The following is a 20,029-nucleotide window of genomic DNA, read 5'->3' as shown; positions in this document are numbered from 1 at the left end:
TCCTCCTACACTGCAATCGGAATATTTTTAATCTGTGGCCCTGTCTCATAGTTGTCCAGTCGCACATCATCCGGTGTGAATTCATAAAAATCCTTCACCTTTGGATTCAGCCAGAACGTAGGTGCAGGCAGCGGCTCTCTGGAAATGAGTTCTTCCACAAGCGCAATATGTCTGTCATAAATATGCGCATCTGCGATCACATGGACAAACTCGCCCACTTGCATATCACACACCTGTGCCAGCATATGCATCAACACCGCATACTGGCATACATTCCAGTTATTCGCCGCAAGCACATCCTGAGAACGCTGGTTTAAAATTCCGTTTAGGACCAGCTTGTCACTGTCATTCTTCTTTGTCACATTAAATGTCATGCTGTACGCACACGGATACAGGTTCATCTCGTGCAAATCCTGGTGGACATAAATATTTGTCATAATACGGCGGCTATATGGATTATTTTTCAAATCATAGATTACACGGTCCACCTGATCCATCATTCCCTCTTTATATTGATGCTTTACACTCATCTGATATCCATAAGCCTTTCCGATCGACCCATCTTCATCTGCCCAGCTGTCCCAAATATGTGGCTTTAGATCATGCACATTATTGGATTTTCTCTGCCAAATCCACAACAACTCATCCACACAACTTTTGATACCGGTACGTCGAAGTGTCAACGCCGGAAATTCCTTTGACAAATCATATCGATTCACCACACAAAACTTTTTCAGCGTATAGGCAAAGCTTCCATCCTCCCACTTTGGGCGCACCTTTTCACCTTCCGTACTGACACCGTTATCGATAATATCACGGCACATATCTATAAACACTTTATCTGCATAACTCATATCGTTAACTCCTCCTTTTCACGCTCTCCATTGTACCACGAGAAGCAATTGTTCTGCAATGCGATTTTCCACACAGACCTTCCACATAAATATTCATTGACTGCATGCACTTTTGCCATATCATACATCAAAAACTGTAGTTGTGCTTTCTTTATATTCGAATAAACCTTCCAATATCCGCACAAAACCGCCCCCTTCCCATTTTGCTTTATAAAAGCTTTTACATCCTCAGGCGGATACCCCAAGAACACACCTATCTCATGTGGAAATAGCTGTTCTTTCTGCAAATAGCATTTCAGTCTCATGCCGAGCAGGTTCAAACAGTTTTCCATATGCTCACAGTCATATCCATATGCTATTAAAAACTTACGCACCTCCGTCCTTCTCAGATAGGTTTGAAATTCTTCTTTTCGATATAAGAACACTTGAAAACCACCCTGCACTTTATAGAGCAGTTTATAACAGATATCCGTATTGTTCAATACTTCCACACATATTTTCTCGTCAAAGCACTTCGCACAAAACATACCTGCTATCTTTATCCTTTTCAGAAAAGGAGCACATTGCAGAACCATCTGAGACTGCAAGTACTCCTTTTCATTCTCCTGTGAAAGCAAATAAGAGATTACTTCTGCCGTCATCTCGCATTCTCCTTTTTGCTTTAGTATGCCACATTCTTCTTTAATTATTTTATACTTTCACTCGAAATGCGGAAAAGACTTTTGCTTTTGCGAGCACCTCAACAACCGCATACAACATGATCGACTGTATCGGCACCATGATGATCTGTTTGATCAGACGTGGCGGTAAAATTGCCATAAATGCATTTCCATACAACATCGAAAGCCAATACGTATTCAAAAATACATTGACAACGATTGCCACAACAATCTTTGACGCCAATATTCTTTTAAAGCTGATCGGCTTTTTATAGAGCATCACGCCATAGATCACTGCTCCGAGTATCGCATTGAATGTAAACCCAAAGAAAAACGGACCGGTAGGTTTGAGCAGATATTTGATAATATCGGCAACTCCTCCCATAATACCGCCGACTACCGGACCAAACAGCATGGCTGTCAGTTCATTGGCAATAAATGAAAATCCGATTTTCAAATTTTCCGTCAACTGAACACTGAAAAATCCAAGTACGACGGCAATGGCAATCAGCAGCGCTGTCACCACAATTGTCCTCAAGTTCTTCAACTCCTCAAAAGAGTCTGCAAATTGTTTCTTCATTTGCAACATAAAAAATACCTCCTTTGCAGTAGTCCTGAAGCTACGCATAGCAGGTATTTTCCTTATATCTGTCATGTGCAGCAGCGGGATGCAGAGTATGTACCGCAAGCAATTTTGCTTTTCGTCCGACTGGCAACTCCCCGTCCAACTGGCACTTAACGCACATACTCTTACTCTGCTTTTCTTTTTATTTTATTTTTCCTCGACAATTGTAACACAATCTGTTTTTCACGTAAAGACTGATTTTTAATAAACACGGATCTTACTGCTGATTTCCTCCAAAATCGGCATTTGCATCAGCTCATCTAACGCCTCCTGTAAATATCCTTCTTTCACATACTCTGTCACAATTACCAGCTCCGCTTTTTCTTTTTCAACATCTTTTTGAATGATTCGTTCGATACTTACCTTATGTTTTCCAAATACATTTGCAATGCTTGCCAGCACTCCCGACTGATTCGTGACCTGCATGCGGAGGAAAAATTTATTCTTGACATCGGCTATTGATTTGACCTGTGTTTCTCGATAACAACCGCAGCCAATTCTGCCTGTACATCCATATTCCATATTTCTCACAACGTCCAAAACATCTCCCACAATCGCGCTTGCCGTCGGAAGTTCTCCCGCGCCCCTTCCATAGAACATGGCATCGTCCACCGCATCTCCATGCACAAATACTGCATTGAATGAATCTCTTACCGACGCAAGTGGGTGCTGATTTGAAATCATCATCGGATAGACAGCTACCTCGATTCCTTTTTCTGTATTGTGAGCTGCGCCGAGCAGTTTGATCACACTGTCAAATTCCTTTGCATACGCAATATCCTTTGCTGTAATTTTTGTGATTCCCTCTGTATAGACATCCGAAAAAACGACTCTGGAATGAAATGCAATCGATGCCATGATTGCAACTTTCCGCCCTGCATCGTATCCTTCTATATCCGCTGTAGGATCTGCTTCCGCATATCCAAGCTCAGTAGCTTTTGCAAGCGCCTCCTGAAAATCCATTCCTTCTTCGCACATCTTGGTCAAAATATAATTCGTTGTTCCATTGACAATTCCGATAACATCTGAAATCTCATTTCCCGCAAGACACTGTTTCAGCGGACGGATGATTGGAATACCACCTGCGACAGCCGCCTCGAATAAAAAGTCTTTTTGATTCCTCTCTGCTGCTTCAAACAGTTCTTTTCCGTGCTCTGCCACCAGATCTTTATTCGCTGTCACTACATTTTTTCCTGCATTTAACGCCTCCAAAATCATAGCTTTTGCCGGTTCGATTCCACCCATCACTTCTATCACAAGCTCAATCTCATCATTTTCAATGATCTCTTTCCACTGATCTGTCAAAAGACACTTCTTCACTCCCGGTCTTTCCTTTTTCAGATTATGTACCAGAATTTTTTCAATCTGAATCTTCGCACCCGTGCGTTTTTCAAATTCTTCTCCCTTTTCTTCGATCAATTTATATACACCGCTTCCGACTGTTCCCAAACCTAATAATGCTATTTTTACAACTTTTATTCCTTGATTCATCACTTATTTCTCCTCCTGTTTTTTGATTTGTATATAAGAATAACACATTTGTACGCACTTTGCACACGACAAACGCATGAATGAATAAATTATGAACACCCTGTCCGGATTTTTTGATATAATCAAAGAAAAAAGGATGGGGTGTTCCTATGAAAGAGATTTTAGACTATGCAGGTACGGTGATGGACATAAGACAGGAGAAGAAAGTTTTGCATAAGATGGCGGATATTATCCTGCTTGTATTTTTTGCTACGCTTGCAAATGCAGATGATTGGGTAGAGATTGAGATGTTTGGAAAAGAACATGAAGATTTTTTGCAAAATTATCTGGAACTTCCAAATGGAATCCCTTCCCATGATACACTCCAAAGAGTTTTTGCAATGGTGCCCACTGAATTTCTGGAAAGTTTTCAGCAAAAGTGGAATGAAATGTTAAGCAGCGATGAGGGGGAGAAAGTAAAGCGCCTGCTTGCGATTGACGGAAAAACCCAGAGAGGGAACGGAAATAAGAACCAGAGACCGAATCATATTGTCAGTGCTGTAGATGAAAGAGGCTTTTGCCTGGGACAGAAACGAGTAGAAGAAAAAACAAATGAGATCAAAGCAATCCCAGAACTGTTGGACCATCTGAATATAAAAGGGACAATCATAACAACAGATGCCATGGGAACCCAGGTGGCTATTGTAAAGAAAATCCGCCAAAAGCGTGCGGATTATGTTCTGGCATTAAAGGCAAACCAGGGGAGTCTTCTGGAAGATGTGAGGGAATATTTTGCAGATAAAGAACTTCGTGAGAAATGCGCTTATAAAAACCGGATAGAAAAGGCCAGGGGGAACCTTGAGAAACGGGAATACTGGCAGACAGAAGACATCAGCTGGTTAAGCCGGAAGAAAGAATGGGCAGGATTAAAAAGCATTATCATGACTCGTAATACAATAGCAGGGACAGATGGCAGTACAACAGTAGAAGAAAGATATTTCATAAGCAGCCTGTCGACCAATATAGAAGAAGCAGAGCGAGCTGTGCGTGGTCATTGGATGATAGAAAGCTATCATTGGCATTTAGATGTAACCTTTCGAGAAGATGGGAATCACACATTAGAAAAGCAGGCATCCTATAATCTGAACATTATAAGAAAACTGGCTTTGAATATGTTAAAAATTTTAGAGGTAGGAAGCCGTCCGTTAAGCATGAAAAAGAAACGGTATGTGATTGGAACAAATCCAGAAAAGCATTTAGAGAAGATTATGTCTTTATAATTTTTGAATTTAGTATATGGTGTGGTTGAGGAGCACATTCATGCGTTTGGCTTGGCACTTTGCACACATTTTCTTACGTTAAATGATTCACGTAGTTAAGTATTTCTTGACTTTCCCTCATTTTTATATTACACTTTAACCAAATAAAATCTAGAAAAAAGTAGCAAGTACTTGTGAAAGCCAATCAAATTTGACCACAAGTACTTTTTTTAAGAGAAAAAATCCTTTGCTGCTTTTTTCTGCCAAGCAAAGGAGGAACTTATTGTGTTTAACAATTTATTGGCAAGTCTAAATGACTTTCTCTACAGCTACATTCTAATCTTTTTACTTGTAGCTGCTGGTATCTATTTTTCCATTCGTACAAAATTTGTACAATTTCGTCTGATTGGTGATGCGATCAAAGCGCTGAAAGAAAAAGCGGAAAAGAATGACAATGGAAAATCCGTCTCTTCTTTTCAGGCTCTGATGATTTCTACTGCATCAAGAGTCGGTACCGGAAATATTGCCGGAATTGCAACTGCAATTGTAGCCGGAGGACCGGGCGCTGTATTTTGGATGTGGGTTATGGCAATCGTCGGCGGTGCATCTGCCTTTGTCGAAAGTACACTGGCACAAGTTTACAAAGTAAAAGATGGAAAAGAATTCCGCGGAGGTCCATCTTATTATATTGAACGTGCCCTCGGCAAACGTTGGCTTGGAGTTCTCTTTTCCATTCTGCTGATTGCATGTTTTGCCTATGGTTTCAATGGTCTTCAGACTTATAATATGTCATCTGCTTTGGAATATTACATTCCAAATTACAGCGATACAATCCTTCCTGCCGTTGTCGGACTTTTGATTGCTGCTGCAACTGCATTTGTCATCTTCGGAGGGGTTCACAGAATCGGATTCATTTCTTCTGTAATTGTTCCGATTATGGCTGGAATCTACATTTTGATGGGAATCTTCATTACACTGACAAACTTAGACCGTGTTCCTGAGATGTTTTCACTCATCTTTGAAGGCGCCTTTGATTTTCGGGCAATCTTCGGTGGATTTGCCGGAAGTACTGTCTTAATCGGGATCAAACGCGGGTTATTCTCCAACGAGGCCGGTATGGGTAGCGCGCCAAATGCATCCGCAACCGCAACTGTTTCTCACCCGGTAAAACAAGGAATGGTTCAGGTTCTTTCTGTATTTATCGATACACTTATGATCTGTACGACTACCGCTTTTATCTTGTTGCTTTCCGGAGTAACGGGCATTCCTGAAAAATTGGACGGTATCCCATATGTACAGGCTGCGATCAGTGCAAATGTCGGTTCACTTGGTATCCATTTTATTACATTTTCCATTTTTGCATTTGCATTCACAAGTTTAATCGGAAATTACTATTACGCCGAATCAAACATTCTGTTCATCAAGAACAATCGCATTCTGCTGAATGTATTCCGAATCACATGTCTGATTGCGATTTTTCTCGGTGCACAGGCTGATTTTAGCACTGTATGGAATCTCGCAGACGTATTGATGGGATTCATGGCAATTGAAAATATTCTGGTCATTTTCTTGTTAGGCGGAATCGCTTTCAAAGTGCTTGACGATTACACAAAACAGAAGAAACAGGGAATCGATCCCGTATTTAAGGCAAAAAATGTCGGTTTAAATAATACTGATACTTGGAAATAATCATTTTCAAACAAAGAGAGGGCATCGCTCAATCATCTCACCCGATGATTTTGCGATGCCCTCTCTTCATTTTTAACTTATATTATATTAGCGTTTTTTTCTTCTTACAAAGAACGCTGCCACAACCGCAAGCACTGCCAAAACACCTGCAAGTGTCCATCCGATTGGTGATGTCGCATCTCCTGTCTTAGCCACTTTCTTACTGCTATCTGCTTTTTTCGCATCTTCAACTGCTACAAGTCCATCTCGACTTGCCCTTAGGGCTTTCTCAGCTGCATCTACTTCTTTTTGGTCAGCTTCCGGATCTTCCATAACTGCTTTTACTTCAAGAAGCACATTTTTGAGCGCCTGTACGCTCTCCGTTGTGTAACCGCTCAGATCCATACTTTCCACTTTGTTAATCAAATCTTCCAACGCCTCTTTGTTTGGAATCAATCGTAATCCAAAAATAGCTTTTTGAAGCGTTGTATAGGCTGAATCCACTTGTTTCTGAGTTGCATTTTCATCTGCGAGAACTGATCTTGCCGCATCCAACGCTTCTTTGAAACTTTCTCCACTCGCCGGAGTATACTTGTCTAAATTCGGCTCATATTTTGTCTCAGAATCTTTCACCAGTTTTTCCAGTTTTGATTTATCTGCCAATGGTTTCTTCACCAAGCCGTCCATCGCTGTCTTGAGAGCTGCTCTCACTGCATCAATTTCCTCTTGAAGAGCATTCTCATCTGCAAGAACTGCTTCTGCTTCTTTCAGAGCCTCCGTAAATGGCTTCCAGCTCTCTGCTGTATAGAATTGTTCTTCTAATCCTTTTGCCGCGTCCACAAGCACTTTCAAAGAACTTGTATTTCCTGTAAATTCCAAGTGATGAACCATATCTAACAACTTATCATATGCTGTATTCACTGCCTCCTGAGTTGCCGCATTATTTGCACTCACTTTCTCAGCTTCCGCTAATGCCGCCTCAAATTTTTCTTTTACAACCGGCACTACATACTGATAATTTTCATTTTCCTGCTGGCTCTTTGCATACTCGATCAACGCATTTAATTCTGTTTTGTCTAACTCTACTACATATTCCGCTGCACCAATGTCTGTCTTTCCATCAGCAAGTGGTGTTCCAAAGTAATCTTTTCCACCATTGTTTTCGATATTCAGACCTGCATCAATTGCCGGTGAGTCTGCCTGAAGTTTGTAACCTTTTACAGAATCAATTCCTTTTCCACCTGTTCCAGGAGCCACAAATTTCGGGTCTTCCTGAATCAATGTTGTATCGTTTGACGGAACTTCATCAAATCCTACAAAGATATTGCTCTCGTAGTCGATTTCCTGTTCATTAAATCCTTTTCCAGGTGTCATATTTCCTTTATTTACTACGATATTATTGTAGAACTTCGCATCACTCTTTCCACCTGTATAGCCGTTTTTCAACCATTCTCTGTCAATTCCTTCACCTAGATAAATCGTGTTGTTGTAAGCCATACTTCCTTCATGACCTTCTCTCCAGTCAATTACACCGTGTTTTGCACCGTCATTCTGACTGATGTTATAGCGATAAATTCCATTAAATCCTCTTAAGCTTGCAGTACAGCACCACATAAATACGCCACCTGCGTTATCATGCAGATAATTGTACTGTACTAATGTATTTTGGTTCAGCGCATCAATTTCGATTCCCTGTCCATCTCCTGCTCCAAGTAATGCATCTGCCGGAGATGATTCATATACTTCATTGTATTCAAATACGACATTGTCTGAGTTCCAGTTGAAAAGTCCAACACCATACCAGCAGTTATATACTGCACGATATACTGTGTTATGATCTACTGTTACATCTTTACAACCATCTACAATTGTTCCATCACCGTCAATATCATGAATAATATTGTTGCTCAGTGTAAATCTTTCATATGGTTTCCATGCACCTTTTCCTGCATATCCAAATGGTGCATACTTATTCCATTTGTCACCTTCTCTTGTTGTCCAAGGTGAAACAAAGTTGATTCCAGATCTTCCCAGATCATACAGTTCACAGTTTGTAACGCTGATGTCATGCACCGCTGTTGGAACTCTTTTTGATGCATCGTTCAGGTTTGTTGTCACTGTCATAATAATTCCACCGGAAGATTTCCCTTCATTGCTGATTGGTCCTCTAAATCCGTGAATTGTCAGATTATCAAACTTAAAGTAAGAAAGATCCCCAACATCTTCTGCTGAGATATTGATACCTCTGCGGTAAACATTTGTATTTGTATTTTGTTCATACGTAGAATCATATAATTCCAAATCTCTTACTTCCCAGTATTCCTGGTTGAAGAATGTAATTACATTGTTGACTTTTGGGTTGCGAACAACTTGATTCGCAATGTTCATATGAGAAATCGTCCAGTCTTCACCTGGCATTAAAATTGGTTTCTTTCCTTCACCATAGCTTGCAATCACAATCGGTGCTCCATCCACACCAGATCCTTGTGGTTTTAATGCACCTGTCCAAGTCTCTCCTGCTTTAAACAGAATCTGGTCTCCCGGCTGGAAATTTTCCTGGTTGACTCTGTCAATTGTCTGCCATGCAGTCTCAGGACTTGTACCGTTGTTGCTGTCCTTTCCGTTTGTAGCGTCCACGTAATATTTCACGCCGCTTCCAAGTTCTACTCTGAACTCTGCTGTCTTAGCCACATCTTTATATGTTACTTTTACGGTTACATCTTTCGGATCTACAGCCCCTGAGATTTTGTCAAATGTCATAACAACATTTTTGCTGTCCTTATTATAAGTAAACTCTTTAATTGCAGCCTTCTCAAATGCTCCATCATTCACTTTATATTCTAATGTAAAGTCATATTTTACCGGAGCTACTGTAGGCACTTTATCCAAATTCGCTGTGACACTGCCATTTTCAGCAGTAATTCCGGTAAGATTTGCTTCTACCAACTCTTCTCCGGATGCATCTACATCAAAGTCTACTACCATAGGCTGTTTGCTTGGTTTATAAGTAGCAGTGACTGTGATTGTCTGTTTCATAGGCTGTTTTGCAATCTCTGCAAAATTCATTGTCAATGCCTTGCCGTTCACAGTTTCACTTGTAATATCCAGTTTCTTTGCCACTTCAGGTTCTAAAGAGGATGTATAAGAGATATCAAAATCAGAACTCTTCATTTCGCCCTGATAGTCTGCATTATATTCTGCTTTCAGCGCTCCATTTTCCACGCTTAAGCTCTTAAGATCACTGGAAATCTGTAATGACCAGTCATCCACATATACATTTCCACTATTGCCTCTTTCCACCCAGATTGCAGCTCTTGTATTTTTTCCTGCATCTGTTCCAGTTGCCCCTGTATATGTAAATTCAATCTCATATTGTTTGTATTCTGAAGAATCGATTGCAACTTTCTTTTCGCTTCCTCCGTACCATTTCAGACACAGCCATGTTTTAAGACCAGATGGGTTCGTATTTTTTGCCCATACAGAAAGTTTGTATGTTGCTCCCTTCTGAAGATCCGGCACATCCTGCTCCAATGCATCATTTTGTTTTGCAACAGTTGCTGACCATTCTCCGTTGTGTGCATTTTCCTGTACTTTTTTTACTGTTCCCGGATTTTGTGTTGAATACGCGAACCAGTTTCCTACTTTGTTATTCTGATTACTATCAGAATGAGTGCCAAGATCCACACCTTCTTCAAATGTAGGATTTTTCAGCAGATTTTCATTTGTCACTGTAGAAGCCGCCTGTACAATTCCAGGACCAGAAGTTCCCACTGTCTGGAACGTTGTCACCGCCATTGCAATAGACAAACCAACTGCCAGTAAACGTTTTACCATTTTCCCTTTCATATTTTTTTACTTCCTTTCTTTATTATTTCTTAAAACAGAAACAGTACATCCTCTTTACTGCCCCTGATTTAATTCAAACTCCAGTGGATGCTCTTTCTCAGCCTGTTTCACCAGCTTTTCATAATAAACATCCGATATGTAAATCTTAAGGACCGTGCTTTTGTCCGCCTCAAAATCAGCAGTCTTCATTGTTTTTTTCAAAATCTCTCCACTGATTGGTTCGTCCCTCTCCGATAATGTGAACTGATCACCCTCTTCCCCATAATACAAATATTCAAACAATTCACTATCTGTCTTTTCCAATGTGGAAAGTTCATCCCAGACAACTTTTTTCGTCTCTTCACCTAAACGATATGTGATCTCATCTACTCTCTCAAATTTATCAGGGTGTGCTTCCCAATATGTTTTTGCTTCTTTCTCTAAGGATTCCTCATGATTTCTTACCATATAATCCACTGTCTGTATTTTCAGATTACTGAGTGTATATTCAAGATAACTGTCTAATGTATATTCCAATGTACCGTAAACAACTTCTCCTGCACTCTTTTTCGCCTGACGCTGCTGATTTTCTGCTTCCATATCCATCTTTAGCGATTCATAGGAGTACGGTTTGCAAAGATTATACGCTTCCCCTAATGCAAATTGAGCATACACTTCCTTTGCATATTCTTTTGTCTTTTTCTCTAGTTCTTTCTGATCTTGCTCTTTATAATCTTTTTGCACAACTTCGCTATAAAACTGATATCCTTCCTCCGACACAACTGTCACCACTTTCGACGAAGAATTTTCTTCTGCATTCTTGTTTCTGCCATTAAAGATGACGGCAATTGCTATACCTAAAATGACTAATATAACTATCCCCGCCAAAAAATATTGTTTCTTTTTCATATATCATTTCTCCCGACTAATCATTTTTATCTCTCTTTTTTATAATTATAACACCTTTTTTTTTCAATAATGCTTATATAAACTGCTCCTGTTTCCCTTGTTTTTTGTATAATTCGGAACTCCATTTCGACCTTTATCTTAGAAGTGCATTTTTTTATTATAGGATTCCAAAGGATTTTCCTATAATAAAAAAAGCCAACAGCACCTGCATATCATCAGGCAGCCATTGGCAATCCATTCTTTCCTTATCAGTCAAGACACAAAAAGCACGAGACGGGATTCGAACCCGCGACCCTCGCCTTGGCAAGGCGATACTCCACCACTGAGCCACTCGTGCATATTATTGTTCTTTAAATCAGAACCTTTATTCAATTGTCATTGAAAGAGCACGAGACGGGATTCGAACCCGCGACCCTCGCCTTGGCAAGGCGATACTCCACCACTGAGCCACTCGTGCATATTGTGTTCTCTGAATCAGAACAATATTCATTATACTGATGAAAAGCACTTTTGTCAACACTTTTTTTATTTTTTTATTTTGTACTATTATTTAGAATATTTACAACACCCCGGAGCATCAACTTCCCCGGGGTGCACATATCACCTTATTACACTACATGTTTTTTTCTTTACGAAATTTTGCCACTACAACTAAAATCGCTGCGAACATTAAACCAAGAAGGTTTCTCTTTCTTCTTTTTTTGTGATAGCCAAGCAAAGCTCATCTAACTGTTTCTGATCTACCCCTGAAGGTGCTTCTGTCATCAGATCCGATGCATCTTTTACTTTCGGGAATGCAATAACATCACGGATACTGTCTTCTTTTGCCATCAGCATCACAAGACGATCCAATCCATATGCAAGTCCTGCGTGAGGCGGCACTCCGTATTTGAATGCATTCAACAAGAATCCAAACTGTTCCTGCGCCTGCTCTTTTGTAAACCCAAGCACTTCAAACATCTTGCTCTGAATCTCCTGATTGAAGATTCTGACACTTCCACCACCGATTTCTGTACCGTTCAGTACAATATCATAAGCTTTTGCACGTACTTTTCCCGGATCTGTGTCGATCAGATGCAAATCTTCTTCCATCGGCATTGTAAATGGATGATGCATTGCTGTGTATCTTCCGGCCTCCTCATTCCACTCTAACAATGGGAATTCTGTGATCCACAAGAATTTATATTCATTCTTATCAAGAAGTTCCAGCTGACGTGCAATTTCAAGACGTAAGTTTCCAAGGACATCCCATACGACCTGATTTTTATCTGCTGCAAAGAGCAGTAAGTCACCATTTTCTCCATCCATTGCTTTTACAAGTGCTGCCATTTCCTCTTCACTCATGAATTTTGCAAAAGAAGACTTGATTGTGCCATCTTCCTGTATTGCCACGTATGCGAGACCTTTCGCACCAAAGTCTTTTGCCAAATCAACCAGTTTATCGATTTTCTTACGCGGCATTGCCCCCTGGCCTTTGGCATTGATTCCTCGAACGCTTCCGCCATTTTCCAATGCATTTTTAAACACTACAAATTCGCAGTCTTTCACAACTTCCGACACATCTGTCAATTCCATTCCGAACCGGATATCCGGTTTGTCTGAGCCGAAACGATCCATTGCTTCCTGCCATGTCATTCTCTGGATTGGAAGAGAAACTTCTATCCCAAGAATCTCTTTGAACATTTTAGCCAGTAATCTTTCATTAACGTCAATGACATCGTCCACATCAACAAACGATAATTCCATATCAATCTGTGTAAATTCCGGCTGACGGTCTGCACGTAAATCTTCATCACGGAAACATTTTACAATTTGGAAATAACGATCATATCCCGCACACATCAAAAGCTGTTTAAAAATCTGTGGTGACTGTGGAAGCGCATAGAAATTTCCCGGATGCACACGGCTTGGCACAAGGTAATCTCTCGCTCCCTCCGGAGTACTTTTGATCAACATCGGTGTCTCGATTTCCAAAAATCCTTCCTCTGCAAGGAATTGACGTGTCAATGTCGCCGCTTTACTTCTCATCATCAGGTTTCTCTGTAAATCTGGTCTTCTCAAATCCAACACGCGGTATTTCAGACGTAATTCCTCTTTTGTCTTGCTGTTCTCTTCAATTGGGAACGGTGGTGTCTCAGACTCAGATAAAATACGAAGTTCTTTTACACGAATCTCAATCTCTCCTGTCGCAAGATTTTCATTCACTGCACCGGAACGTGCTTCTACAGTACCCACTGCTGCAATTACAAATTCACTGCGAAGCTTTCCTGCTTTTTCAAAATCTTCTTCGCTCACGCTTCCATTTTCAAAAATAAGCTGCAGCAATCCGGAACGGTCACGTAAATCCACGAATACAATTCCACCTTTATTACGGTTCTTCTGCACCCATCCCATTACAGTTACTGTCTCTCCGATATTTACCTTACTTAACTCTGCACATCTGTGGCTTCTCTTCAAGCCCTGCATTGATTCTGCCATTGTTCTCTCTCGCTTTCTATTTTATATTATCTTTAAAAATTTCCTGAATATCTGTATATCCTTCATTCATAAGCTGTTCTTTCTGGAACTTTTTGTTTTTCTTCATATTCACAAGCATCACCTGTTTTCCGTTTGCACGCTCTTCTTTCGCAATCGCAAGGATTTTTAACATTCCTTCTGCAGACATTCCTTTTTCAATCAGCAATGCCTTCTTTTCTCTGCTGGTTGGAACTTTATATCCTCTTTCCAAAAGCAGCATTACGATACGCTCAAATCCGATTGAAAATCCACATGCCGGTGTCGGCTGCCCTGTAAATTTCCCGATCATCTCATCGTAACGTCCGCCGCCTCCTACAGAGCCGCCGAATTCATCCATGGAAATCTCAAAAATCGTTCCTGTATAATATGACATACCGCGTACTAATGTCGGGTCAAAGCTCACTTTAAATTCTGCCTCTTTTGCACTTTCTACACTGGAAATAATCATTTCTAATCCATCGGCTGTCTCTGCTTCCAAAAATCCTTCCAGTTTTTCTTTGCAGTAGCGCACACCTTCGATATCATTTGTAATCTTTTTAAAGAGTTCTAAGTATTTCTCAATAGATTCCTTTGCATATCCGTTCTCTTTCAGTTCTTTCGCCACACCGTCCAAGCCAATCTTATCCATTTTATCTAAAATAATAAATACAGTATCGTAATCTTTCTCTTCAAAACCACTGTAAGCAGCCATTGCTTTTAAGATTTTTCTGTCATTGATACGAATTGTAAAGTTTTTGAAATCTAACTTTCCAAGCAGTGTTGTTGTCGCCAAGATCAGCTCAATCTCCGCTAAGTTACTTGGTTCACCAAGAATGTCGATATCGCATTGCATAAACTGACGGAAACGTCCTCTTTGCGGTCTATCCGCTCTCCACACATTTCCCATCTGCAATGCTTTAAACGGTGACGGCAACACACTTGCATTGTTCGCATAATATCTGGACAACGGCACTGTCAGGTCATAGCGAAGACCTCCATCCACCAAATCCATCTCTTCTTTCGCTGTATCTAATTTTAATTTTTCTCCACGTTTTAAAATCTTGAAAATTAGTTTTTCATTGTCTCCACCCTGTTTGCTGCACAGATTCTCAATGTGCTCCACACATGGTGTCTCCATGGAAGAAAATCCAAATGTGCGGTATGTGTCTTTAATCATCTGAATCACATAATCGCGGATCTCCATCTCTGCCGGCAACATATCTTTCATGCCTGTGACTGGTTTTTTCTTTAATGCCATAACCATTCTCCTTTTCGCTCTATCATTTCATCAATTCGATTGATGTATTGTTCGACGTCTTTTACATTCTCCGTCCTGACAATCTGCTTCGGATTGCCTGTCTTTTCATCTATCAAGGTCTTCTCTTTTGGCAGCACGATCTTTGTCGATGCCCCTGCTCCCACAGCCACGATAGATTGTTTCTCTTCCATAATAAGTATATTGTATATTCCGGCTTTGTCAACCTTTGCATAACCAACATTTTCAAAATTTCCCGCAATATTCTTCTGCCTATACAGATAATACGGTACGAGCTGCATTTTCCCCGCATATTCTGCTGCGAGTTCGATCATCTCCGATAACATCGTGGCACTGTCTGCCTGGTCATTTCCCCGATAGCTTCCCTCTCGTTTTTCCTGTGTCAGTCTGGATGCACGCTTCATCGCAAGCGCATGCACAGTCAGACTGTCCGGGGCAAACATTTCTATCTGTCGCAGTGTATCTTTCATATCGTCTAAAGTTTCTCCCGGGAGTCCCGCAATCAAATCCATATTAATGTTCTCAAATCCCAGTTCCCTTGCCATCGCATACACTTGTCGAATATCCTCTACTGTATGTTTTCGCCCGATACAATCTAATGTCTTTTGCTGCATTGTCTGCGGATTGATTGAAATTCTGGAAATTTGATGTCTTCTCAGCACTTCCAACTTTTCTTTTGTAATACTGTCCGGACGCCCCGCTTCCACCGTAAATTCTTTCAAATCTTCAAATGAAAATGTTTTTTCAATATGTGACAAAAGTCTCTCCAACTGTTCCGGTTCCAGCGTCGTAGGCGTTCCTCCACCAATATAAACCGTATTTAGTTTCTTTTCTTTTGACACTTCTCCTACAAAAGTGATCTCTTTACACAAGGCATCTAAATATTCGTCTACCCGGTCTTTCCATTTGTGAATTGGCTGCGAGGTAAAGGAGCAGTAACTGCAGGTAGTTGGACAAAATGGAATCCCCACATAAAGACTGTAGCCATCCTTATAGTCTAATTGAGCCAGCAGCGCTTTCTCTCGTTTTGCAATCTCCATGCCGAGGTTTGCTTTTTTGTCCGTTGTCCGATAATTTTCTTTCATATAGTCAATGACATCCTGTTCGCTTTTTCCTTCTTCCAGCAAGTTCATCATAATCTTCGTCGGTCTGATTCCTGTCAACACACCCCAGGCAAGTTCCTTTTCGGTTTGTTTTGACAACCAGTCATACACTTTCAGGTTCACATACCTCTTTTTCTGCTTTCGCTCTGCGTATTCTTCCACCTCATTTTGGTTGATCAAAAGACACTCTTTTCGCTGCCCATCTATTCTCAGTTCAATCAAATTAGGGACACCACTGTCGATTGTTTGGTCAATCTCACTCCCCGGGTAAAAAGCCCTTAAAATATGGTACATATCGTATATATACATTTCCTCTTTTACGATTATTTTTATCATTTTACACCTCACTTCAACCCAATTTGGGACGTAGTAAACTTCAATTTTACTACGTCCCAAATTGAACCTTTAAATAAACGGATTATACTGTTTTTCATCCGCAATGCAAGTCAAATCGTTATGCCCCGGATAGACCATCACCTGATCCGGAAGGGAGAATAATTTTTCTTGAATCGATTTCACCAAAACTGATGCGCTTCCGGTCGGGAAGTCGCTTCGACCAACGCTTCTGCAAAACAGTGTATCTCCGCTAAACAGCACTTCCTCATCCTTCACATAGTAACAGCATCCGCCACTTGTATGCCCGGGTGTATGAATCACTTCAAACGTATATCCTGCCAGCACAAGTTTTTCCCCATCACTCAGACAGGTTACTTTCTCATAGGCATAACTTGTCCCAAACATGCTGGAAAGATTTAATGCCGGATCTCTCAATATTGCCGCTTCATCTTTATAAATATATACCGGAATATCGAATTCTTTTGTCCACCCTTCAATTCCCATCACATGATCAAAATGACCATGTGTCAGAAGAATTGCTTTCGGCTCATAGCCGATTCGTTTCACATAACTGATCATATAATCCGGACAAATCGCCGGATCAATGATAACCAGCTCTTTTGTCTCCTCATTTTCCACTAAATAACAGTTGGTCCCCAGTGAACCCAATGCATATTTTTCTATCTTCATTCTTTTACCCTGCCGTACGTTCAATATCAATCACGCCCTCTATCTGACGCAATTTTTCCACAATTCGACTCAATTCTTCTCTGCCGCGAACAACAAAACCAAGTTCAATTGTTGCAACTCCCTGTTTGCTGACACGCGTATTCATCAAATTGATATCAATTTTATTCTCTGTAAATATCTTAGAAATCTCCATAAGCAGACCTTGCCGGTTATTTGCATACATCTTGATTCCCGACATATACTGCCCACCGGCTTCATCCGACGCATTTGTCTCCCACTCCGCATCAATCAATCTGGCTCTTTCCGCCTCCGATAAATGAATGATGTTGACACAGTCCGTTCTATGAATAGACATTCCACGTCCTCGTGTCACAAAGCCGACAATCTCATCTCCCGGAACCGGATTACAGCATCTGGAAAACCGAACCGCCATGTCATCAATTCCCTTTACAACAATTCCGCTTTTCGACTTCGTCACATGTACTTTATTCTTAGACGCTTCAGATACCCGTTCAATAATCGTCTCATCTGTCACAGCTGCCTTATGATCTTTTTCGTATTCCTCCAAAAGACGATTGATAACCTGACCTTCTTTTAAGCCGCCATGCCCGATTGACGCAAGCACCGCATCCCAATCACGGAAGCCATATTTGATCTGTACTACCTGCATGTATTTCGGCTTGGTCAAATCACTGAGCACAATAGATTTTGTCTTGCAATACGCCGCAAGCATCTCTTTTCCGCGAACAATATTCTCTTCCTTAAATTCTTTCTTAAACCACTGATTGATCTTGTTACGCGCCTGCGTACTTTTTACAATGTTCAGCCAGTCACGACTCGGTCCCTTGGAATTTTGCGAAGTAAGAATCTCAATTCTGTCACCATTTTGAATCTTATAATCAATATTTACAAGTTTTCCGTTCACACGGGCTCCTACCATCTTATTTCCGACCGCACTGTGAATTGCATAAGCAAAATCAACCGGCGTAGAACCATTCGGCAGATTCTTTACATCCCCATTCGGCGTAAAGCAGTAGACATCTTCTGCGAACAAATCCAGGTCTCCTTTCAAGAGACTTAAAAATTCGCGGTTATCTGTATCCTGCTGCCATTCCAAAATCTGTCTTAACCAGCTTAGTTTTTCCTCTTCCTGCGCGGCAACACTCTTTTTGCCATCATTGGATTCTTTATATTTCCAATGGGCAGCAATACCATACTCCGCCGTCTTATGCATCTCCTCGGTACGGATCTGAATCTCAAATGGCTGTCCCACTGAGCTCATCAATGTCGTATGCAATGACTGATACATATTCGGCTTTGGCATCGCAATATAATCTTTAAAACGCCCCGGAATCGGCGTGTACATCTCATGAATAACACCAAGTGCAGCATAACAGTCTTTCACTGACTCCACAATGATCCGGACTGCAAACAAATCATAAATCTGATCCACTGTCTTATCCTGATTGACCATCTTTTTATAAATACTGAAGAAATGTTTCACTCTGCCTTTTACTTCTGCCTTAATCTTCGCATTTTTCATATGTTCTGACACTTCTTCGACAATCTGCTGCACAAATTCTTCACGCTCTGTCTTTCTCGCATTGATCTGCTGCACAAGATCATAAAATACTTCCGGTTGAGAATATTTCAAAGACAGATCATCAAGTTCTGTCTTAATCCTGGAAATACCAAGTCTCTGTGCAATCGGCGCATAGATGTCCATCGTCTCACGCGCTTTCTCAATCTGCTTTTCCGGACGCATGAACTGAAGTGTTCTCATATTATGCAGTCTGTCCGCAAGCTTGATCAGAATCACTCGGATATCTTTTGCCATCGCCAAAAACATCTTTCTTAAGTTCTCCGCCTGCACCTCCAGTTTGTCAGCGGAATACGACAATTGTCCAAGCTTTGTGACACCGTCCACAAGCAGTGCAACTTCCGAACCAAAAATCTCGGTAATCTCCTGCTCTGTCATCACAGTATCTTCCACAACATCATGCAAAATTCCGGCAACAATCGTCTCTTTATCCAACTCCAGATCAGCAAGAATGATTCCTACCCACAACGGGTGAATAATGTATGCCTCACCTGATTTTCGAAACTGTCCTTCATGCGCATGGTACGCGATATTGAACGCTTTTTCCACCATGGAAATATCTGTAGACGGATGGTACTTTCTAATTCGTTTGATCAATGCCTCATATAACATCTTCGGGTCCTGATAATCTTCCGGCGCCTTCACCGCATGCCCATCCACAATCTCAAGTCCCTTGTATGGATTCTCTATTACTTTATTGTCGGCCACATTAATCCCCCCTTTCTGGTTCTTATTTTCCAGGGTATGCAATAACAGTCTCTACGTCAACCCCTTCTAATCTCTTTCTGCCTTCTAATCCTTCCAGTTCCATTAAAAATACTGCTTTGACAATCACTCCGCCCATCCCTTCAATGAGCTTTGTAATCGCCTCGATCGTACCTCCGGTTGCCATCAGGTCGTCGATGATCACTACTTTTTGTCCCGGTTTGATCGAGTTTTTATGCATCTCAATCTCAGCGCTCCCATATTCCAAATCATATTGAATCGAAACAGTCTCGCATGGAAGTTTTCCTTTTTTCCGAACCGGAATAAACGGTTTATGCAGATTATATGCAATCGGTACTCCAAAAATAAATCCTCTGGATTCCGGTCCTACCACTACATCAAATTCCGTGTCTCCGATTTTTTCCTGCATCAAATCTATCGCCAGCTGAAGTCCGTCAGCATCTTCTAAAATACTTGTTACATCTCTAAAAATAATCCCTTTTTCGGGAAAATCCGGTATACTTCTTACATATTCTTCTATTGGTTTTTTCATT

At 40.9% G+C, this 20,029-nt stretch carries 14 protein-coding genes, 2 tRNA genes and 1 riboswitch; of the genes, 2 read left to right on the top strand and 14 right to left on the bottom strand.

Annotation, left to right across the window (positions count from 1 at the left end; translation table 11 throughout):
• Positions 1 to 5: 5 nt before the first annotated feature.
• From thyA to BQ5364_RS05570, 4 genes are all read right to left on the bottom strand, one after another.
• Positions 6 to 854 carry a thymidylate synthase gene (thyA, locus tag BQ5364_RS05585; RefSeq protein WP_071143815.1) on the bottom strand — a complete coding sequence of 283 codons (849 nt, stop codon included), beginning with the start codon at positions 852 to 854 and terminating at the stop codon, positions 6 to 8.
• Complete coding sequence (locus BQ5364_RS05580; protein WP_022250816.1) at positions 851 to 1,495, bottom strand: DUF3793 family protein; 645 nt, start codon at positions 1,493 to 1,495, stop codon at positions 851 to 853. The genes thyA and BQ5364_RS05580 overlap by 4 nt, the downstream gene beginning before the upstream one ends.
• Positions 1,496 to 1,544: 49 nt before the next feature.
• Entirely contained in the window at positions 1,545 to 2,102 is a 558-nt protein-coding gene (locus BQ5364_RS05575) for a folate family ECF transporter S component (RefSeq protein ID WP_022250815.1), read from the bottom strand.
• 70 nt (positions 2,103 to 2,172) lie between these two features.
• Positions 2,173 to 2,273, bottom strand: a riboswitch (THF riboswitch).
• Positions 2,274 to 2,339: 66 nt separating this feature from the next.
• The gene (locus BQ5364_RS05570) at positions 2,340 to 3,629 is read right to left on the bottom strand and encodes a homoserine dehydrogenase (protein WP_071143814.1); all 1,290 of its coding nucleotides are present in this window, start codon (positions 3,627 to 3,629) and stop codon (positions 2,340 to 2,342) included.
• A gap of 149 nt (positions 3,630 to 3,778) precedes the next feature.
• Between BQ5364_RS05570 and BQ5364_RS05565 the strand changes: the two genes are divergently transcribed.
• A complete protein-coding gene (locus tag BQ5364_RS05565; protein WP_071143769.1) occupies positions 3,779 to 4,888 on the top strand; it encodes an ISAs1 family transposase in 1,110 nt (369 codons plus the stop codon).
• Positions 4,889 to 5,152: 264 nt separating this feature from the next.
• Entirely contained in the window at positions 5,153 to 6,556 is a 1,404-nt protein-coding gene (locus BQ5364_RS05560; RefSeq protein ID WP_004614096.1) for an alanine/glycine:cation symporter family protein, read from the top strand.
• A gap of 87 nt (positions 6,557 to 6,643) precedes the next feature.
• Here the strand turns inward: BQ5364_RS05560 and BQ5364_RS05555 are convergent, their stop codons facing one another.
• The 10 genes from BQ5364_RS05555 to BQ5364_RS05510 form a co-directional block, all read right to left on the bottom strand.
• Entirely contained in the window at positions 6,644 to 10,381 is a 3,738-nt protein-coding gene (locus tag BQ5364_RS05555; protein WP_071143813.1) for a right-handed parallel beta-helix repeat-containing protein, read from the bottom strand.
• Between the two features lie 54 nt (positions 10,382 to 10,435).
• Positions 10,436 to 11,269 carry a hypothetical protein gene (locus tag BQ5364_RS05550; RefSeq protein WP_071143812.1) on the bottom strand — a complete coding sequence of 278 codons (834 nt, stop codon included), beginning with the start codon at positions 11,267 to 11,269 and terminating at the stop codon, positions 10,436 to 10,438.
• Between the two features lie 265 nt (positions 11,270 to 11,534).
• Positions 11,535 to 11,606, bottom strand: a tRNA-Gly gene (locus tag BQ5364_RS05545).
• A gap of 48 nt (positions 11,607 to 11,654) precedes the next feature.
• Positions 11,655 to 11,726 (bottom strand) — tRNA-Gly (locus BQ5364_RS05540).
• 212 nt (positions 11,727 to 11,938) lie between these two features.
• Positions 11,939 to 13,747 (bottom strand): aspartate--tRNA ligase, encoded by a 1,809-nt coding sequence (gene aspS / locus BQ5364_RS05535; RefSeq protein WP_004614099.1) that lies wholly within the window; start codon positions 13,745 to 13,747, stop codon positions 11,939 to 11,941.
• A 16-nt stretch (positions 13,748 to 13,763) separates the two neighbouring features.
• On the bottom strand, positions 13,764 to 15,023 hold the full coding sequence (gene hisS / locus BQ5364_RS05530; RefSeq protein WP_071143811.1) for a histidine--tRNA ligase: 1,260 nt from the start codon (positions 15,021 to 15,023) through the stop codon (positions 13,764 to 13,766).
• Positions 15,014 to 16,480 (bottom strand): coproporphyrinogen dehydrogenase HemZ, encoded by a 1,467-nt coding sequence (hemZ, locus tag BQ5364_RS05525; RefSeq protein WP_004614102.1) that lies wholly within the window; start codon positions 16,478 to 16,480, stop codon positions 15,014 to 15,016. Before hemZ ends, hisS begins: the two co-directional genes overlap by 10 nt.
• A 69-nt stretch (positions 16,481 to 16,549) precedes the next feature.
• A complete protein-coding gene (locus BQ5364_RS05520) occupies positions 16,550 to 17,170 on the bottom strand; it encodes an MBL fold metallo-hydrolase (RefSeq protein WP_004614103.1) in 621 nt (206 codons plus the stop codon).
• 4 nt (positions 17,171 to 17,174) lie between these two features.
• Positions 17,175 to 19,478 (bottom strand): RelA/SpoT family protein, encoded by a 2,304-nt coding sequence (locus BQ5364_RS05515; RefSeq protein ID WP_044987785.1) that lies wholly within the window; start codon positions 19,476 to 19,478, stop codon positions 17,175 to 17,177.
• Positions 19,479 to 19,500: 22 nt separating this feature from the next.
• On the bottom strand, positions 19,501 to 20,028 hold the full coding sequence (locus BQ5364_RS05510) for an adenine phosphoribosyltransferase (protein WP_004614105.1): 528 nt from the start codon (positions 20,026 to 20,028) through the stop codon (positions 19,501 to 19,503).
• Position 20,029 lies beyond the last annotated feature (1 nt).

Source organism: Coprococcus phoceensis (assembly GCF_900104635.1).
In the GTDB taxonomy this organism is placed as follows: domain Bacteria; phylum Bacillota; class Clostridia; order Lachnospirales; family Lachnospiraceae; genus Faecalimonas; species Faecalimonas phoceensis.
This window is presented reverse-complemented; position numbering and strand designations above follow the sequence as displayed.